The 14,610-nt window shown below is 38.3% G+C and carries 15 protein-coding genes; 7 read left to right on the forward strand and 8 right to left on the reverse strand.

Annotated elements, in window-relative coordinates; translation table 11 throughout:
* Nucleotides 1-14: 14 nt before the first annotated feature.
* Complete coding sequence (locus tag RRV45_RS04465; RefSeq protein ID WP_315667550.1) at nucleotides 15-911, forward strand: HNH endonuclease; 897 nt, start codon at nucleotides 15-17, stop codon at nucleotides 909-911.
* Nucleotides 912-1,099: 188 nt separating this feature from the next.
* Nucleotides 1,100-2,269: a DUF4317 domain-containing protein gene (locus tag RRV45_RS04470; RefSeq protein WP_315667551.1), complete on the forward strand. Its 1,170-nt coding sequence runs from the start codon at nucleotides 1,100-1,102 to the stop codon at nucleotides 2,267-2,269.
* 55 nt (nucleotides 2,270-2,324) lie between these two features.
* Here RRV45_RS04470 and RRV45_RS04475 read toward each other — a convergent pair whose 3' ends face one another.
* The 7 genes from RRV45_RS04475 to RRV45_RS04505 form a co-directional block, all read right to left on the reverse strand.
* Nucleotides 2,325-3,206 (reverse strand): LysR family transcriptional regulator, encoded by an 882-nt coding sequence (locus RRV45_RS04475; protein WP_315667552.1) that lies wholly within the window; start codon nucleotides 3,204-3,206, stop codon nucleotides 2,325-2,327.
* A 138-nt stretch (nucleotides 3,207-3,344) separates the two neighbouring features.
* Nucleotides 3,345-4,499, reverse strand: a complete 1,155-nt coding sequence (locus RRV45_RS04480; RefSeq protein ID WP_315667553.1) for an ABC transporter permease — start codon at nucleotides 4,497-4,499, stop codon at nucleotides 3,345-3,347.
* Nucleotides 4,500-4,510: 11 nt separating this feature from the next.
* Nucleotides 4,511-5,725 carry an ABC transporter permease gene (locus tag RRV45_RS04485; RefSeq protein ID WP_315667554.1) on the reverse strand — a complete coding sequence of 405 codons (1,215 nt, stop codon included), beginning with the start codon at nucleotides 5,723-5,725 and terminating at the stop codon, nucleotides 4,511-4,513.
* A gap of 11 nt (nucleotides 5,726-5,736) precedes the next feature.
* Nucleotides 5,737-6,669 carry an ABC transporter ATP-binding protein gene (locus tag RRV45_RS04490; protein ID WP_315667555.1) on the reverse strand — a complete coding sequence of 311 codons (933 nt, stop codon included), beginning with the start codon at nucleotides 6,667-6,669 and terminating at the stop codon, nucleotides 5,737-5,739.
* Between the two features lie 140 nt (nucleotides 6,670-6,809).
* Nucleotides 6,810-7,475: a response regulator transcription factor gene (locus tag RRV45_RS04495; RefSeq protein WP_315667556.1), complete on the reverse strand. Its 666-nt coding sequence runs from the start codon at nucleotides 7,473-7,475 to the stop codon at nucleotides 6,810-6,812.
* Nucleotides 7,472-8,692, reverse strand: coding sequence for a sensor histidine kinase (locus RRV45_RS04500; RefSeq protein ID WP_315667557.1), 1,221 nt, complete (start codon nucleotides 8,690-8,692; stop codon nucleotides 7,472-7,474). Before RRV45_RS04500 ends, RRV45_RS04495 begins: the two co-directional genes overlap by 4 nt.
* Before the next feature lie 14 nt (nucleotides 8,693-8,706).
* A complete protein-coding gene (locus RRV45_RS04505; RefSeq protein ID WP_315667558.1) occupies nucleotides 8,707-10,230 on the reverse strand; it encodes an ATP-binding protein in 1,524 nt (507 codons plus the stop codon).
* 322 nt (nucleotides 10,231-10,552) lie between these two features.
* Here RRV45_RS04505 and RRV45_RS04510 point away from each other — a divergent pair, with 322 nt between their 5' ends.
* The 4 genes from RRV45_RS04510 to RRV45_RS04525 all read left to right on the forward strand — a co-directional run bounded on the left by RRV45_RS04510 (nucleotide 10,553) and on the right by RRV45_RS04525 (nucleotide 12,825).
* Complete coding sequence (locus RRV45_RS04510; RefSeq protein WP_315667559.1) at nucleotides 10,553-11,077, forward strand: GNAT family N-acetyltransferase; 525 nt, start codon at nucleotides 10,553-10,555, stop codon at nucleotides 11,075-11,077.
* On the forward strand, nucleotides 11,074-11,880 hold the full coding sequence (locus tag RRV45_RS04515; RefSeq protein WP_315667560.1) for an AAC(3) family N-acetyltransferase: 807 nt from the start codon (nucleotides 11,074-11,076) through the stop codon (nucleotides 11,878-11,880). The genes RRV45_RS04510 and RRV45_RS04515 overlap by 4 nt, the downstream gene beginning before the upstream one ends.
* A gap of 111 nt (nucleotides 11,881-11,991) precedes the next feature.
* A complete protein-coding gene (locus RRV45_RS04520) occupies nucleotides 11,992-12,606 on the forward strand; it encodes a LysE/ArgO family amino acid transporter (RefSeq protein WP_315667561.1) in 615 nt (204 codons plus the stop codon).
* Between the two features lie 36 nt (nucleotides 12,607-12,642).
* Nucleotides 12,643-12,825: a histidine kinase gene (locus RRV45_RS04525; RefSeq protein ID WP_315667563.1), complete on the forward strand. Its 183-nt coding sequence runs from the start codon at nucleotides 12,643-12,645 to the stop codon at nucleotides 12,823-12,825.
* 97 nt (nucleotides 12,826-12,922) lie between these two features.
* Here the strand turns inward: RRV45_RS04525 and speD are convergent, their stop codons facing one another.
* Nucleotides 12,923-13,318: an adenosylmethionine decarboxylase gene (gene speD, locus RRV45_RS04530; RefSeq protein WP_410489332.1), complete on the reverse strand. Its 396-nt coding sequence runs from the start codon at nucleotides 13,316-13,318 to the stop codon at nucleotides 12,923-12,925.
* 238 nt (nucleotides 13,319-13,556) lie between these two features.
* Here speD and RRV45_RS04535 point away from each other — a divergent pair, with 238 nt between their 5' ends.
* Nucleotides 13,557-14,558, forward strand: a complete 1,002-nt coding sequence (locus tag RRV45_RS04535; protein ID WP_315667565.1) for a spermine/spermidine synthase domain-containing protein — start codon at nucleotides 13,557-13,559, stop codon at nucleotides 14,556-14,558.
* Nucleotides 14,559-14,610 lie beyond the last annotated feature (52 nt).

The following is a 14,610-nucleotide window of genomic DNA, read 5'->3' on the forward strand; positions in this document are numbered from 1 at the left end:
ATGGGGAGTGCACAATGGTTGTTTTTCGCGGGATTGGAAAAGTAGTAAACACAGTTGTGGGAGGAGCGGCTAAAGGCGGTGTCAAGGTTGTCAGTAAAGCCGTATCTGCTAAAAATGAGGAGTTAGGAAAATATATTGCAGATGTAGGTAATAGTGTTGTAGATGCTTCAAAAGGTGCATTAGACTCCGTTTCTCAATTTGCCGATGGCGCCGTTCGCGGAGCGTATGGAGTGGTCAAAAAAGATGATTACCATAAAGGCAGGGGCTGGAATGATATCAAGGATTCTTCAAGCCGAACGGTCAAAGGTATAGGAACCGGGATTAAATATACAGCAAAAAGTGCCGGAATCACTTTACAGGGCTTGAAAAATAAAGATAAAGACCAAATTTTGCATGGAGTAAAGAATCTTGGCAAGGTAGCCGCTGTTACAACCTTTGCTGTTGGCGTTATTGATATTATTGATGGCTCTGATACCGTTACGGCCCAAGAAATAGATACGAGAAATAGTCATTTAAATGGGCTTGAACATGCTGAAACTGGTGTATCTTTTGAACAAAGAACAATTGAACTTCCGAATGGTGACCTGCAAACGGGTACCTTCCCTGTATTCGAATCACAGTTTAGCGTTGTTTTAGCCGAAGAAATGTACCTAGAAAGTGACCGAACTCATTTTAGCATCGCAAACGAGACTTTATATCAATCGATTCAAGAGAATCCTAGTCTAGCAAGAGAATTAGGCTTATCTTCACATGATATGGGTGGTCTGAAAATGGGTGTAACTCCAGAAGGCTATGTATGGCATCATCACGAACAGCCTGGTGTCATTCAATTAGTAGATGAAGAGATTCATCAAAATACTGGACATACCGGCGGAAGAGAAATTTGGGGAGGAGGAAGTAATTATCGATAACTTGCTTTCAATTTAGTAAACAAAATTTAAGAGCAGAAGGGTAAGGATAGATGAACGTTAAGGTTATCTATCCTTACTCTTTTTACTCGAGATTGCATTGATGTCTATCTTTTACTCATTCCATTAAGTAAACAGATTGCTTATAATTTAGGAATACACTAAACAGCTTAGGAGTTGGACTTTTTAATATGAATAAGAAGGATGTAGCAAACATACGAAAGCAATTCAAGCTTAATAATGATCTTTTGAAAATCGGTGATATCTTCAATGTTTATATAAGGAAGGAAAGCAGTGAGATTTATCATGAGGAAAGTCATCCGTTTCCGATGTTAGATCAGGAACAGCAAGAGTTATTCTTGACTAACTTTAAGAAGGTACTTACAGGTCAAATGGATGTGAAGTTATTTGAAGTAAAGTTCAAACGAGAAGCGGAAAATCATAGTCAGTTCATTCTCCACGATGGGCTGCAATCCGATGATGTAGAAGATTGGAAGGAACAAATGCTGCTTATGGTTGAAAAAATGTTTAAAGATGTTCAATATGAACAGGACATGGTCGTGACTTTTATTCGTGGGAAATATTTTAAGCCAACGAAAAGAAGTAATGAAGAAGCAGAAGTTAGCGCCAGGGATGAGGTGTATAATCATCCTTTTATCCTGTGCAGCATTAATCAAACGATACAGCCAAAAAGATCTTTGTTGTTTGATTATATTGAAAAGGAATTTAAGTCTAGTATTGTCGTTGATTCCATTATCAATCTTACATCTCCTGTTGCAGGTTTTTTATATCCTAGCTTTACTGAGAATTCATCAGATGTAAACCGTGTTCTTTACTCGTCCGGGAAACCAAATCAGCCCGATTATCATTTTATCGAAGAAGTATTGAATGGCGAAGAGATTATGACTGCTCAAGATGATAAAGCCGTATTCGAGGAAATCGTCAAAGAAGTTGTTGGAGACCAGGTTGATGCAACAACCCTATCCAATGTATATGAAGAAATCAATCGAATCATGGCTGAAGAAGAAGAGGAAGATACTCCTAAATTGGATTACAAAGATGTAGAACGTGTATTAAAAGTAAGTGGTGTAGAGGAAGTTAATACTGAAAAGGTTGAAATGGCGTTCCAGAAAATCATTGATGATGAAAAATACGAACTGAAAGCTAGCAGTATTGTACCGAATTATAATACGAAATCTATTAAAATTAACACGAAGGTAGCAAATATCTCTATTAGTCCACAGGATTTAAAATATGTTAGACAGGTTAATTTTAACGGCAAGCGCTGTTTACTCATCGAGGTGGACGAAGATACATTAGTAGAAGGCTTTAAACTAATTCCGGAAACGTTTTTGGGCTAGAACGGGAAGGCAGCGCCTTCTCGTTTTTATTTGAAAATACCAGCTTTCCCTCTTGCTATTCAAATTCAAGGTTTAGCATTTTCAATAATTCTTTAAGTGCATAGGAATGATAGGCCCCTTTTTTAGTTATGATTCCAAGGTTCCAGTATAGAGTAGGGTTTTCCAATTTGACAATTTTAACGTTCTGATTGCTTTGTTTTTCGTAAATGATTTTCGGCAGAAGTGTGATGCCGAGTTTTGCTGAAACTAATTCTAGAATTAAGTCCCATTGGGAGCTTTGGTAGGAAACAATGGGGGAAAATCCCTCTTTTTCACATGCTTGAATAATATAATCATGTAAAGTGAAATCTTCCGAAAATAATATGAATTTTTCGTCCTTCAATTCATTAATGGAGATTGTGTCCCTTTTAGCGAATGGATGATCCTCATGAAGAAATAAGACGAATTCATCTTGAAAAAAAGGATAGATGTTAAATGTTTCTTCATTGGAAGGCAACACCACAATAGCTACATCGATGCTGGCTTCTTCAATTAGTCTGCCTATAAGCTTCGCACCAAGCTCAACTAATTCTAGTGATACTTTTGGATATTTTTCATTAAAGCTTTGGGCAATTTTCGGGAAAAATAATGTGCCGATAAGAGGGGGGATTCCAATTTTAATTTCGCCGGAGGTAATATCTCTGAGTTCATCTAATAGTACATTCAATTCAGAAAGCGAAGCGAATGCTTTTTGGCTTTGACGGTACACGATTTGTCCGGCATCTGTTAGGCGTAAATGTCTTGTTGATCGGTCAAACAATTCTACATTGAGTTCTTCTTCTAGTTTCTTGACGGCTTTACTTAATGAAGGCTGTGTTAAATAAGAATGAGCAGCTGCATTCGTAAAGCTTTTATAATCCGCTACCTCCATAAACGACTTTAAGTCTCTTAATTCCATAACTGCCTCCTAGCTATTCTATAAGTGAATAGTAACTATTATATCTATTCATTTTACATATAAATAGGGAAACTGTCATTAACGGCGAGTTATACAGGGTAATAAATAGGAGAGCCCACAAGAGACTCTCCTATTTTCTTATTCATATCGAACTCTAGACAATCCAACCGTAAAAAACACCACAGCAAAGGCAAGTAAGATGAAAATGGGTGTCAGGATATCTCCTACCGCTGCGCCTCCAACGTTTAGCTCGGTAAATCCTTTTATCGCCCATGACTGAGGAACGAATTGGGCCATTGTTTGCATGAATCCTGGTGTAATGCTAGTAGGCCAATAAACACCGCCAAGCATACAGGTAGAAACGATGATGAGCGTCCCAATCGCGTTTTGCTGCTCAGCTGTTTTGGCAAAGGCAGCAATTGCGAGACCTAATCCCACTACAGCTAAAAGTAATGAGGAGATAAGAACAAGCAAACCAACAGGATCTCCCCACTTTACATTAAAAATGACCGAAGACATGACGATCAATAAGAAGAATTGAATCCAGCCAATGGCGAAAAACGATAGGAAGTACCCAAACATCACTTGAAATTTCGAAGTTGGGGTTGTAAACAATCTTGACCAAATGCCCATATTTCTTGCTTCAATGAGAGCCCCGGTGACAGATAGCATCATCATCATGACAAACATGATAGAAAATCCCGCGGAGCTGTATGACATTCTGTTCAGAACATTTTCAGTTGAGCCATCACCCGCCATAATTTTTGTTAAAGCTGGCTGGTTTTCAAGGCCTCGTGCAAGCTTATGGTAGATGTCATCCAGCTCCATCCCGTTATATTGACTTCCCGTGTTTGCTGCTGAGACTTGCATACCCATAGTTAGTACAGTCCCATTCATCATTTGCTTCACAATTGGTGCGGTAGTGCTATTAGGCAAATGTTGAAAGGTAATTTCAGGCTTTTCCTGTTGAATAAGCTGATTTGCTAATCCCTTTTTTATAGTAAAAACTCCTTGAACCTCTTGCTGCTCTAGCAGATTCTTTGCTTCTGCTGCCGTAACAACATGATACGAAACAAGCTCACTCGATTTCAGCTGTGTAATGAGCCCAGTTGATAATTCTGTTTGATCTTCATCGATAATGCCTATATGAATAGTGGGGTCTGAGCTTCCGCCGAATAGGCTCCCGAATAGGAAAGTAAACAGAAGAGGCATGGCAAGCATCAATAGATAAGCAGATGGCTTTTTAAATGTACGCTTTAGTTCAAACAGGCAAATCGCCCATATTTTCTTCATTCATATTCCTCCTAGAGAGCCTTTTGGCGTAAGCGCAAAGTTCCGATTATGATCGATACAATGCCAATCAAAGTTAATGTGATAGTTGGCGCCAATAATGAGACCCATGTAGTTCCTGACATGATATTTGTAAAGCTGGTTAACGCCCAGGAATTTGGTGTTATCATAGAGATTTTTCTCATCAGGCTTGGAAATACGGAAAGGGGAAGCATGGATCCCCCTAAAAAGGCAAGAAGCTGGACACCCATTCCACCAAGTGTGTCTGCCATTTTTTCACTCGAAGTAAAGGCAGCCACAAGCATCGATAGCCCTGATACTGCAAAGCTGTATATAAAAGCTATGAAGATGGTTTGAAAAGTATTGTTTCCCCAGCCTACGTTTAAAACAAAATGAGTCGCAGCCATAAAGATTAGAAATTGGAAGAAGGCAAAGAATAGCGTCCCTAGAAATTTCCCTAATAAAATAGAGCTATTACTCGCTTGTGTCGTCATCAATCTAGCTAAAGTCTCCGTGCTGCGCTCCTGATGAAAAGCTTTTCCGCCATGCATAGCATTAAATAATAAGAACATAGCCGCCATCGCCGCAGCGTAGTATTGCATGGACGACACATTCTGTTCGCCAACAGGCTGATCCTTGATGACATCCTGCTGAAGCATCATCACCTTTTCCATGTTTTGCAAAAGTTCCATTTGAACTGCTTCTGGCTGAAATCTGCTCCCATTGGCTGCTGCTGTTACTGCGATTTCAGACATAACATCCTTTGTTGATATCGCCATCGTTTGTGCTGTCAGTGTAAAGGAATCAGTGATTTGCTGTACATACGCAGCCTCAAAATCCTTACCTGCTGCTGAATAAATGTAAACAGGATTTTCCTGCTGATTTCCGAGGCTTTCTTCCCAAAGGTTAGGAATGACTAGACCAACATCCACCTTAGAATCCTTGACCCAATTTTGCAGTTCTTCACTTGAATTGGTTTGCTTGACAGATACTGAATCATTCAATTCATCGAGTAAAACCTCATTAATGAACGTCTCCGCAAGAGCATCTGCATCTTCAACGTAAATCCCTATTGTTGTTTTAGGCAGCTGACTATCTCCCATGACCCCTTTCAGAGCAGATCCTAATATCGCGGTCAATAGGATGGGCATGAAGACCATCAAGAGGATGGCTTTTCTATCCTTCAATCTTAGCTTGAGATCCTTCGCAGCAATAATAAACATTTTCATTTCATTCACCTCTAATCACGCAATGAACGTCCGGTTAATTGTAAAAACAATGTCTCTAAATTAGGTTCCTGAAGCTGAATTTGCTGCAGCTTTACACCTGATTGATTTGCTAGTAAAACAATATCAGCTAGGGGCTCTTTATGATTTTGCAAGAAGACATCAATGTCTGATTCTTGTTGAACTGTAACATTTTCAACCCCATCCATGGATTTCAATCCCATCAGAAAAGCAGGCTTTACTTGATCTGCTACAAGATGAAGAACTTTGCCGCCGGAAAGCCTGTTGGTGAGCTCTTTTTTTGACCCGCTTGCGATTAATTGGCCGTAATCGATAATCGCAATCCGTTTGCAAAGGAATTCAACCTCTTCCATATAATGACTTGTGTAAATGATGGTCATTCCTTGCTCGTTTAAGCTCTTGACCGTTTCTAAAATATGATTCCTCGATTGAGGATCGATGCCAACAGTCGGCTCATCCATGATCAGCAGCTCTGGCTTATGCAATAAGGCTGCTCCTATATTAATTCGCCGCTTCATCCCGCCTGAAAAGGTTTCAATTTTATCCTTTGCCCGGTCTAAAAGGCCAACGATTTCAAGCACTTCCTTCGCGCGGTTTTTAGCCTCTTTACTTTTTAATCCGTACATTTGACCCCAAAAAATTAAATTATCGATTGCCGACATTGTTGGATAAAGAGCGATATCCTGTGGCACAACACCAATTTTCTTTTTAATTAATTGTGGTTCCTTTTTTACTGAAACTCCATCAACGAGGATATCTCCATCCTGATACGGAACTAACCCGCAAATCATGGAGATGGTCGTTGATTTCCCAGCTCCATTTGGACCCAGTAAACCGAACGCTTCTCCTTTTTCAATATTTAACGTAATTCCTTTAACTACTTCATTTTGGCCAAAGCTCTTTTTAATATTAGTTAGTGCAAGCACCTTCAACCGCCTCCTTATTCACTACATTCAGTTTAATCCGAAACAGAAATCCATCCATCTAGCTGGCGATAGATTTTCAAGCATAAAAAAAACGACACTCATGTGTCGTTGTGCATCCTGCCGTATGCCAGAAGTCATGTTTAGAATGTAGTGATGCCGTAGCGTACCGCAAAAATGGCTGCTTGTGTACGATCCCTAAGCTCAAGCTTTTGTATAATATTCGAAACATGATTTTTGACCGTTCCTTCGGTAATAAATAACGTATCGGCAATTTCTTTATTGTTTAATCCTTGGCCAAGGTGGCTCAATACTTCAAGCTCACGACCTGTTAACTCATCTAAGGAAGAGGGGATGGAGGCTTCCGAACTGCTTTCTTCTCTGCTAGTTTTTAGCCGCATTTCCGTTAGCACATTGGAAGTGAAATCCTTAGGGAGGACTACACCTCCATGGAAAACGGTTATAATCGCCTGAACGATTGTGTCAGTTGACATATCCTTTAATAAATACCCGCTTGCCCCTTCCTCTAACGCATCAAATATGTATTCACTGTCACTAAAAGTTGTCAGCATTAGCACCTTAACTTGGGGAACTTTTTCCCTTAAAAGTCTTGTTCCTTCAACCCCATTAACATTTGGCATGCGAATGTCCATTAAAACGATATCAGGCATAAGGTTTAAAGCCTTGTTAAGTGCTTCGGCTCCGTCACCTGCTGTACCTATGACTTCGATTTCTTCACGGAGGTTTAAAAGAGAGCCTAACCCTTCCCTAATTAATGGCTGATCATCTACAATTAAAACCTTAATCATTTCATCACCCCTGCTGAGCTCCATTGTACAAATTTATTTGGAAGTTTAATAGAAATCGAAAATCCTTGTCCTTCCGCACTATTAAATTGTACTGTCCCTCCATGCTCTAAAATGCGTTCCTTCATATTGATAAGCCCAAAGCTTGGGACTACATTTTCAGTACCCTTTCCATTATCGTGCAATTCGATATGGACTGCTTCAGTCGTAATCTGAATCGATACGCGACATACATTTGCTGAACCGTGCCGCTGTGCATTCGTTAATGCTTCCTGTACGACTCTTTTGATTGTTGGCTGTAAAGAAAGGGAAACAGAAGAAGGATCTCCATCTAAATACAATACTGTTTCCATCCCTGTCATACTTGAAAAATCATCCATCATCTCACGCAAAACATGCAGAAAGGATACTTTCAGGTGGTCCTGTTCCTTCAATGTCCGAACAGATAAGCGAATTTCATGAAGAGAGTCGCGAGTCAGTTGCTCACATGTGCTTAATATGGCTTTGCTTTTTTCTGGATCCATCGAAATCATTTCATTCGCTAATTGCAGCTGTACGAGCAAGGCTGTCATTTTATGGCCGACTGTATCATGAATCTCACGTGCAATTTCATTTCGTTCCCGAATAACGGTTAATTGTTCCACTTGATTGGAATATTCACTTAACTGCTCATGAGCATTCTGCAGCGCGCCATGGGAGTCATTTAGCTGCTGGAACTGACTGCTAATCGTTTCTCTTGCTGTCTGTAAATTGTGGATTAGGCTCCCGACAATCGCCCCAAATACGATGAACATCAAATTTAATATATTATCGGAAAATGCAGATGACCCGAATAAATAATATTTTTCAAGGGTAATCAGAATCCACATGATGAAAAAGGCGATCGAAAACCATTTTAAAATGCTTCGATTTGAGAAAAATAAAAAGACGGTTGTTGAAATCACACCAAAGAATATTAAATATAGATTGCCACTAGACGGAAATATAGCCCCAAACCCAAAGCTCAAAAGCATGTCAACAGCTGTACAAAATACTCTTACTCTAATACTTTCCGTGAAAATTTGCAGAATATGATTTCCAACAAAAAGAATCATCGCACCAATAATAAAGCTAAGCTTCCAGCCTTCTCGAGGCTCTGCAAATTGAAAATAATAGCTGCTCAATAGTATAAACATGAGAACCCTTGTTGAGGAAAGCAAGAGTAAAGATAAATTTTTCAAAGTTCATCCCGTCCTTAAGAGATATCTTCTTTGTTATTCCTTTCTAAAGGAATCATCATTTTTACCTGAGTTCCCACATTTAGCGTGCTTTCAATCGAAATGCTTCCATTATAGGAATCAATTATTCGTTTGCAGACGGTTAATCCGATGCCAGAGCCATCTTTTTTCTTTGTGAAAAATGGATGGAATATTTTCTCGAGCTCTTCATTTGGAATCCCTATTCCGGTATCTTTTACATAAATAATACAGTTTGCTGAATTGCTTTCGATGGAAATGGTTAGCTTCCCACCGTTAGGCATCGCATGTAAGGAATTCTTGCTAAGATTTAGAATGACTTGTTTTAAATGATCTTTCACGCACGATATATGTGGATCATTAGCAGAATAGGAGATTGTAAGCTGTACATTCATATAATTGGCTTCAGATTGTAAAATGGGTTCTATCTCTTTCAATATTTCATTTATATTGTAGGTTTTATATGTATAGACTGTAGGCCGTCCTAGAAATAACAGCTCACTGACGATTGAATTGATTCGTTCTATTTCAATTTGGATAACCTCGAAATAATTCTGGGCTTTTTTATCATGATATTCCTCGCCTAATAATTTTATTAAGCCGCTAATCCCTGTAAGGGGATTTCTAATTTCATGGGCTGTGCTCGCTGCAAGATTGCCAATCAGTTCCATCTTCTGAAACTCATACTGTTCTTTCTCTAATTTCGCCTTCCATTTTAAGCGGAAATTGTAGATTAAGAGCAAGAGGATATTGGTAAAAATAAAGGCTACAAAAAAGTAATTTAAAAAGGCGGTTAGGCGTAAATGCTTATCATCATAGCTGATGCTTGCTGTTAATGTCCACGGTAGACGGTCCAAGTTTAATTCATTCATGACATGTTTATCATTTGTATGTAAAGAACCAGCTTGAATGATGGTCCTTCCGTTATGGTCAGATATGACGATTTCTTCATTATTCAAAAGGGTAGATAAATTAGCCTCTAATTGACTTAAATTGATACTTGCAAGCAATACGCCAAAGAGCCGTTTATTCTCCATAACAGGAGTAGCTATTGTGATAATATTTTTTCCTGTAATTCTTCCAAGATGTGCTCCAGATATACTCGTGTTTTCGAATTCGATCGCATTCTGGAAATATTGGCGATCACTTACATTTACGGGGGTAAAAGGAGAGATTGAGCTAATTAAAATATCTCCTTTTGGATTAGACCAATAAAAGCCGGAAAACCGATCATCTTGTTTATGGGTTTCCTTCAATACCTCATCTATATGGTTTAAACTAAAGTTATGTACCTTTATTATCGTAGCCAGCATTTCTAGGCGGCCAGAGGTTTCACCTATAAAGTTGTCGATGCTCTTTGTATGAAGGTCTGCACTTCTGTGAGCCTCCTCTTTATGTTCATTTTCATAAAACTCCATTTTTTGTACCGTCAATAAAAAGCTGATTATTAGTGAAGGCACTACTGTGAAGATAAAATAAATGAGGAATATTGTTAACTTTAGTTTAGTGTTTCGAGTATGCATGAAAGTTCTTCCCCTTTATCAAACGCAACTATTTACGAAGGCTATACTTTTTAAATCCTCAAAATATCTTTTCCTTGGAGGAATGAGCAGGTTTGGCGGCCATGTTGTAAATGAATGCGATGCTCAGAGGATTAACGATAACTTTTTATAATTATTATAATAATAAGTTATATATTAAGAAGGTTCAATAGGGTGGCAAGGGGATTGGCGGAGGAACACGCTTTTATAGCTGATTGACGATTAAGCAGGAAGTAAAGGTTTTTTTGTCGAATATAGTCAAGCGATTATAAATATAGAAGTTTACTAGGAAAGGTAAGTATAAATGTTCATACAAACAGAAAGATTAATCATCCGGAAATTTACTTTTGATGATTGGCAGGCAGTCTATCAATACACTTCTAACCCTATTGTAATGAAATATATACCAGAAGGGATTTTTTCGGAAGAGGATGCAAAGGAGTTTGTCATCAAAAATTCAGGCGATCAAGCAGAAAAATTTCCTGTCCTATTAAAGAATGAAAATATCCTAATTGGTCACATCGTTTATGAAAAATATTTTGGGAAGCATACGTATGAGATTGGCTGGGTGTTCAATCCTGAATTTCAGAATAGGGGATATGCATCAGAGGCAGCCAAAGCTATATTGAAGTATGGTTTTGAAGACATGAAGATACATAGAATGATAGCTACATGCCAGCCTGAGAATACCCCATCTTACCGTGTTATGGAGAAAATCAGCATGAGAAGAGAAGGGTTTTTTAAGAAATGTATTCCACAGGGGAATGATTGGTGGGATGAATATTTTTATGCCATATTAGAAGAAGAATGGAGCCATAGTGAACGATGAGTGACGTAAAAGCTATTTATCAATTGAAAATACCAAACACAAGAGCAAGCTTGCACAAGGATTTCCAAAAACTCGGCTTAGAAAAGGGAATGGTTGTTATTGTCCATTCATCCTTAAGTTCCCTTGGGTGGGTTTGTGGAGGACCGGTAGCAGTTATTCAAGCCCTAATGGATACTGTTGGAGAAGAGGGGACTATTATTATGCCAACTCAAACAGCGGATAATTCTGATCCTGCAGAATGGCAAAACCCTCCTGTACCAGAGGAATGGTGGCCGATTATTCGTGAGGAAACACCCGCATATGATCCACATTTCACACCAACAACGGGAATGGGGAAAATTGTTGAAGCCTTTAGAACCTTCCCAGGGGTAAAACGGAGCTTGCATCCAACGTATTCATTTGCAGCTTGGGGAAAGCATGCGGAATACATATTATCTGAACAGCCATTGGAGGAGGGCTTTGGTCTTAAATCTCCTTTAGCCAAAATTTATGAGCTAGATGGCTACGTATTATTGCTAGGCGCACAGCATGATAGCAATACTTCTTTGCATTTAGCTGAACATGCAATTATTAATAGAAAAAAGGTACAAAAGGGTACTGCACTATTCCAAAACAATGAACGTATCTGGAAAACGTATGAAGAGATTGTTTATGATTCTGATCCATTTGATGCTTTAGGGAAAGAGTTTGAAGAGACAACTCCAATTAATTCCTCCAAAATTGGTTTAGCCACGTGTAAGCTCATGAAGCAGCGTCTGCTTGTTGATTTTGGCCGCGAATGGTTACAAAAGCAAAGTAGTTAAAAAATATTAAAAGTCTCGCTAGGCGTTCACTGAAAGAACCTGGAGGACACCTAGCTTTTCTAAGATTACCTAATTATGTTGTAACCTTGCATAATTTCGGGGAGGAGAATTATGGCTGAAGCATTTATTCATGGTGCAATCCTTGCATTTGGATTGATCCTGCCATTGGGTGTACAAAATGTATTTATATTTAATCAAGGGGCAACTCAAAAGCAGTTTGTTAGAGCATTACCGGCAGTTATTACAGCTGGAATATGTGACACGTTATTAATTCTTTTGGCTGTGATGGGGGTATCTATTATTGTCTTAAACTTCATTTGGATAAAGAATTTACTTTTCATTATTGGATTCTTTTTTTTGGCCTATATGGGTTGGTCCATTTGGAAAAGCACAACTAATATGAGCGATCAGCAAGGGGGAGGCTCGTTTTCCATGAAGCGGCAAATAACGTTTGCCGCTTCTGTATCCTTGTTGAATCCACATGCGATTATGGATACAATTGGTGTCATTGGAACAAGCTCTTTAGCATATTTGGGCTACGACAAATGGGCCTTTGCCATTGCTTGTATCGGTATTTCATGGCTGTGGTTTTTTGGTTTAGCCATTGCCGGCAGGAAAATTGGAACCTTTGATACGAGCGGACGCTTTTTAAAGAGGATGAACCAGATGTCTGCTTTAATTATATGGGGAATGGCGCTTTATATCGGATATCAGCTTTTTAATTAGGCCAATCAACTTATTATTAGAGAAAGGAACGAAAGAATGAGAAAGTTTGCCTTGGTTATCCCAATTATGCTCATTGTTGCAGCGGCTGCGATGTGGATGCTTAAAAGGGATTATTCTGAAATAGAATATCAAACAAGAGTACTGTTATCAGGTGGAGCCGCCGTTTTTTCTGGGGTGATATCATTTTTCTTATTTAAATCAGGAGAAGGAAAAAACTAGCTTGAAAGCTGATAATAAACAAAATAATATGTATTATATTGTAAAAAAATAAGCCAGGGAAAATACATCCGGCTTATTTTTATTGGAGAATTCAACTTTATTCATCCTCTGAGTGATAAGAAATAGTAAAGGGACCAGATCCACGAATAATTTTTTTCTTATAGATTTTACTCGGCTTGAAAACACTTACTAAATAGTCAATTGCTTCATCTGGATTAATTTTATCTCCACAAGTATATCCATCAATTGCAGCGTATCCTTTTTCAGGATACGTATGAATAGACAAATGGCTTTCTGCTAATACAACCATCACTGTTACTCCAAATGGGTCAAATGCCCAGCCGTCAACTGATAAAATAGTTGCCCCACAAATGACTCCGGCTTTTTCCATATGATATTTTAAAAAATCTTTATTATTTAGTTTCTCAAATTCAATTCCCCATGCGTCTAAAATAATATGCCTTCCAAATGTTTGATGCTCCGATGTAATCACACCCTTTTGCATATATTTTTATAATACGAAAGCCTGTCTTAAAATGTGCGGACAAGGCCGTAATTATAGAAAAATACATTTTTTTATTATCGTGATATATATATTGACCTGATGGGTATGGAGGAATGATGTTTAACTAGCTTTGAAAGTTCAGTTGTCACTTAAAATTAGGTAAATGTCCAATCTTATTCGCCATTTTACAATATGATATTTTATCTGGACCTATGGAGGGATGGAGATGTCCAATACTCAGAGGGTTCCATGGTTATCCCAGCAAGTAAAAGCAGGATGTAAATCTCATCAATTACCAATAAATCAAAAATTAACATTCGAGGATCAATCCATTAACAGAAGTTCTCGTGGAGACAAATGGGATCAAGTGGGACTATTAGAATTATTAGCGGGTAAACATAAAAAGCTATATGACGGAAAGAGTAAATATCAAGATATCAAAATTGTAGAAGCGACTGATATTAGAATGTATTTGAATGAGCAGCTGCAGTTTAGTTCATTAGATGAACGGATTTATCATGAAGCCTTTGTGCACATTCCTATGGCCTTAACCCGTTGGCATGAGCGCATCTTAATACTTGGAGGCGGAGATGGTCTTGCACTGCGAGAAGTATTAAAGTATTCAGATGTTAAGCAAGTTCATTTAGTAGACTTGGATGAAAAGGTTTTAAATATTGCACGAAATGTGCCTGCAATGGCAACTATGAATGATAGGGCATTTTTTGATAAACGTGTACATGTTTTCGCACAGGATGCTATTCAATTTGTGGAAAAAAGTAATCAGAAATATGATCTTATTATTATTGATTTCCCTGATCCGACAGTACCAATATTAGCTAATTTATATACATTAGAGTTATATCAGATGCTATATAATCGATTGGCTGAAGATGGTATGATTGTATGTCAATCTAACTCCATTGATGAAACGCCAATTGTCTTTTGGAGTATTGGCAGGACAATGGAAGCTGCCCGTTTTTATACGGAAGCCTATCATACTGTTATCCCTTCTTTCGGTGATTGGGGCTTTCATTTAGCAGCAAAAAATCCATTCTCTACAAACGTTGGCAAAATCAATGTTACTCAACGAACCCTGCCAAACAACATAAATACTATGTTTTCTATGCCAAAGGGATCTCTCAAGTATAAAGATAGAGCAGTAATTAATAGTAAGGACCATTTAGTATTGCATGAAATTTTTAATAGAGAAGTTGGAGATTATACGTAAGAGTGTCTTCATCGAAACCACCCGGTTCAATAAGATAATAAAAACCTAATCG

The sequence above is a fragment of the Bacillus sp. DTU_2020_1000418_1_SI_GHA_SEK_038 genome (assembly GCF_032341175.1).
Lineage (GTDB): Bacteria > Bacillota > Bacilli > Bacillales > Cytobacillaceae > Cytobacillus.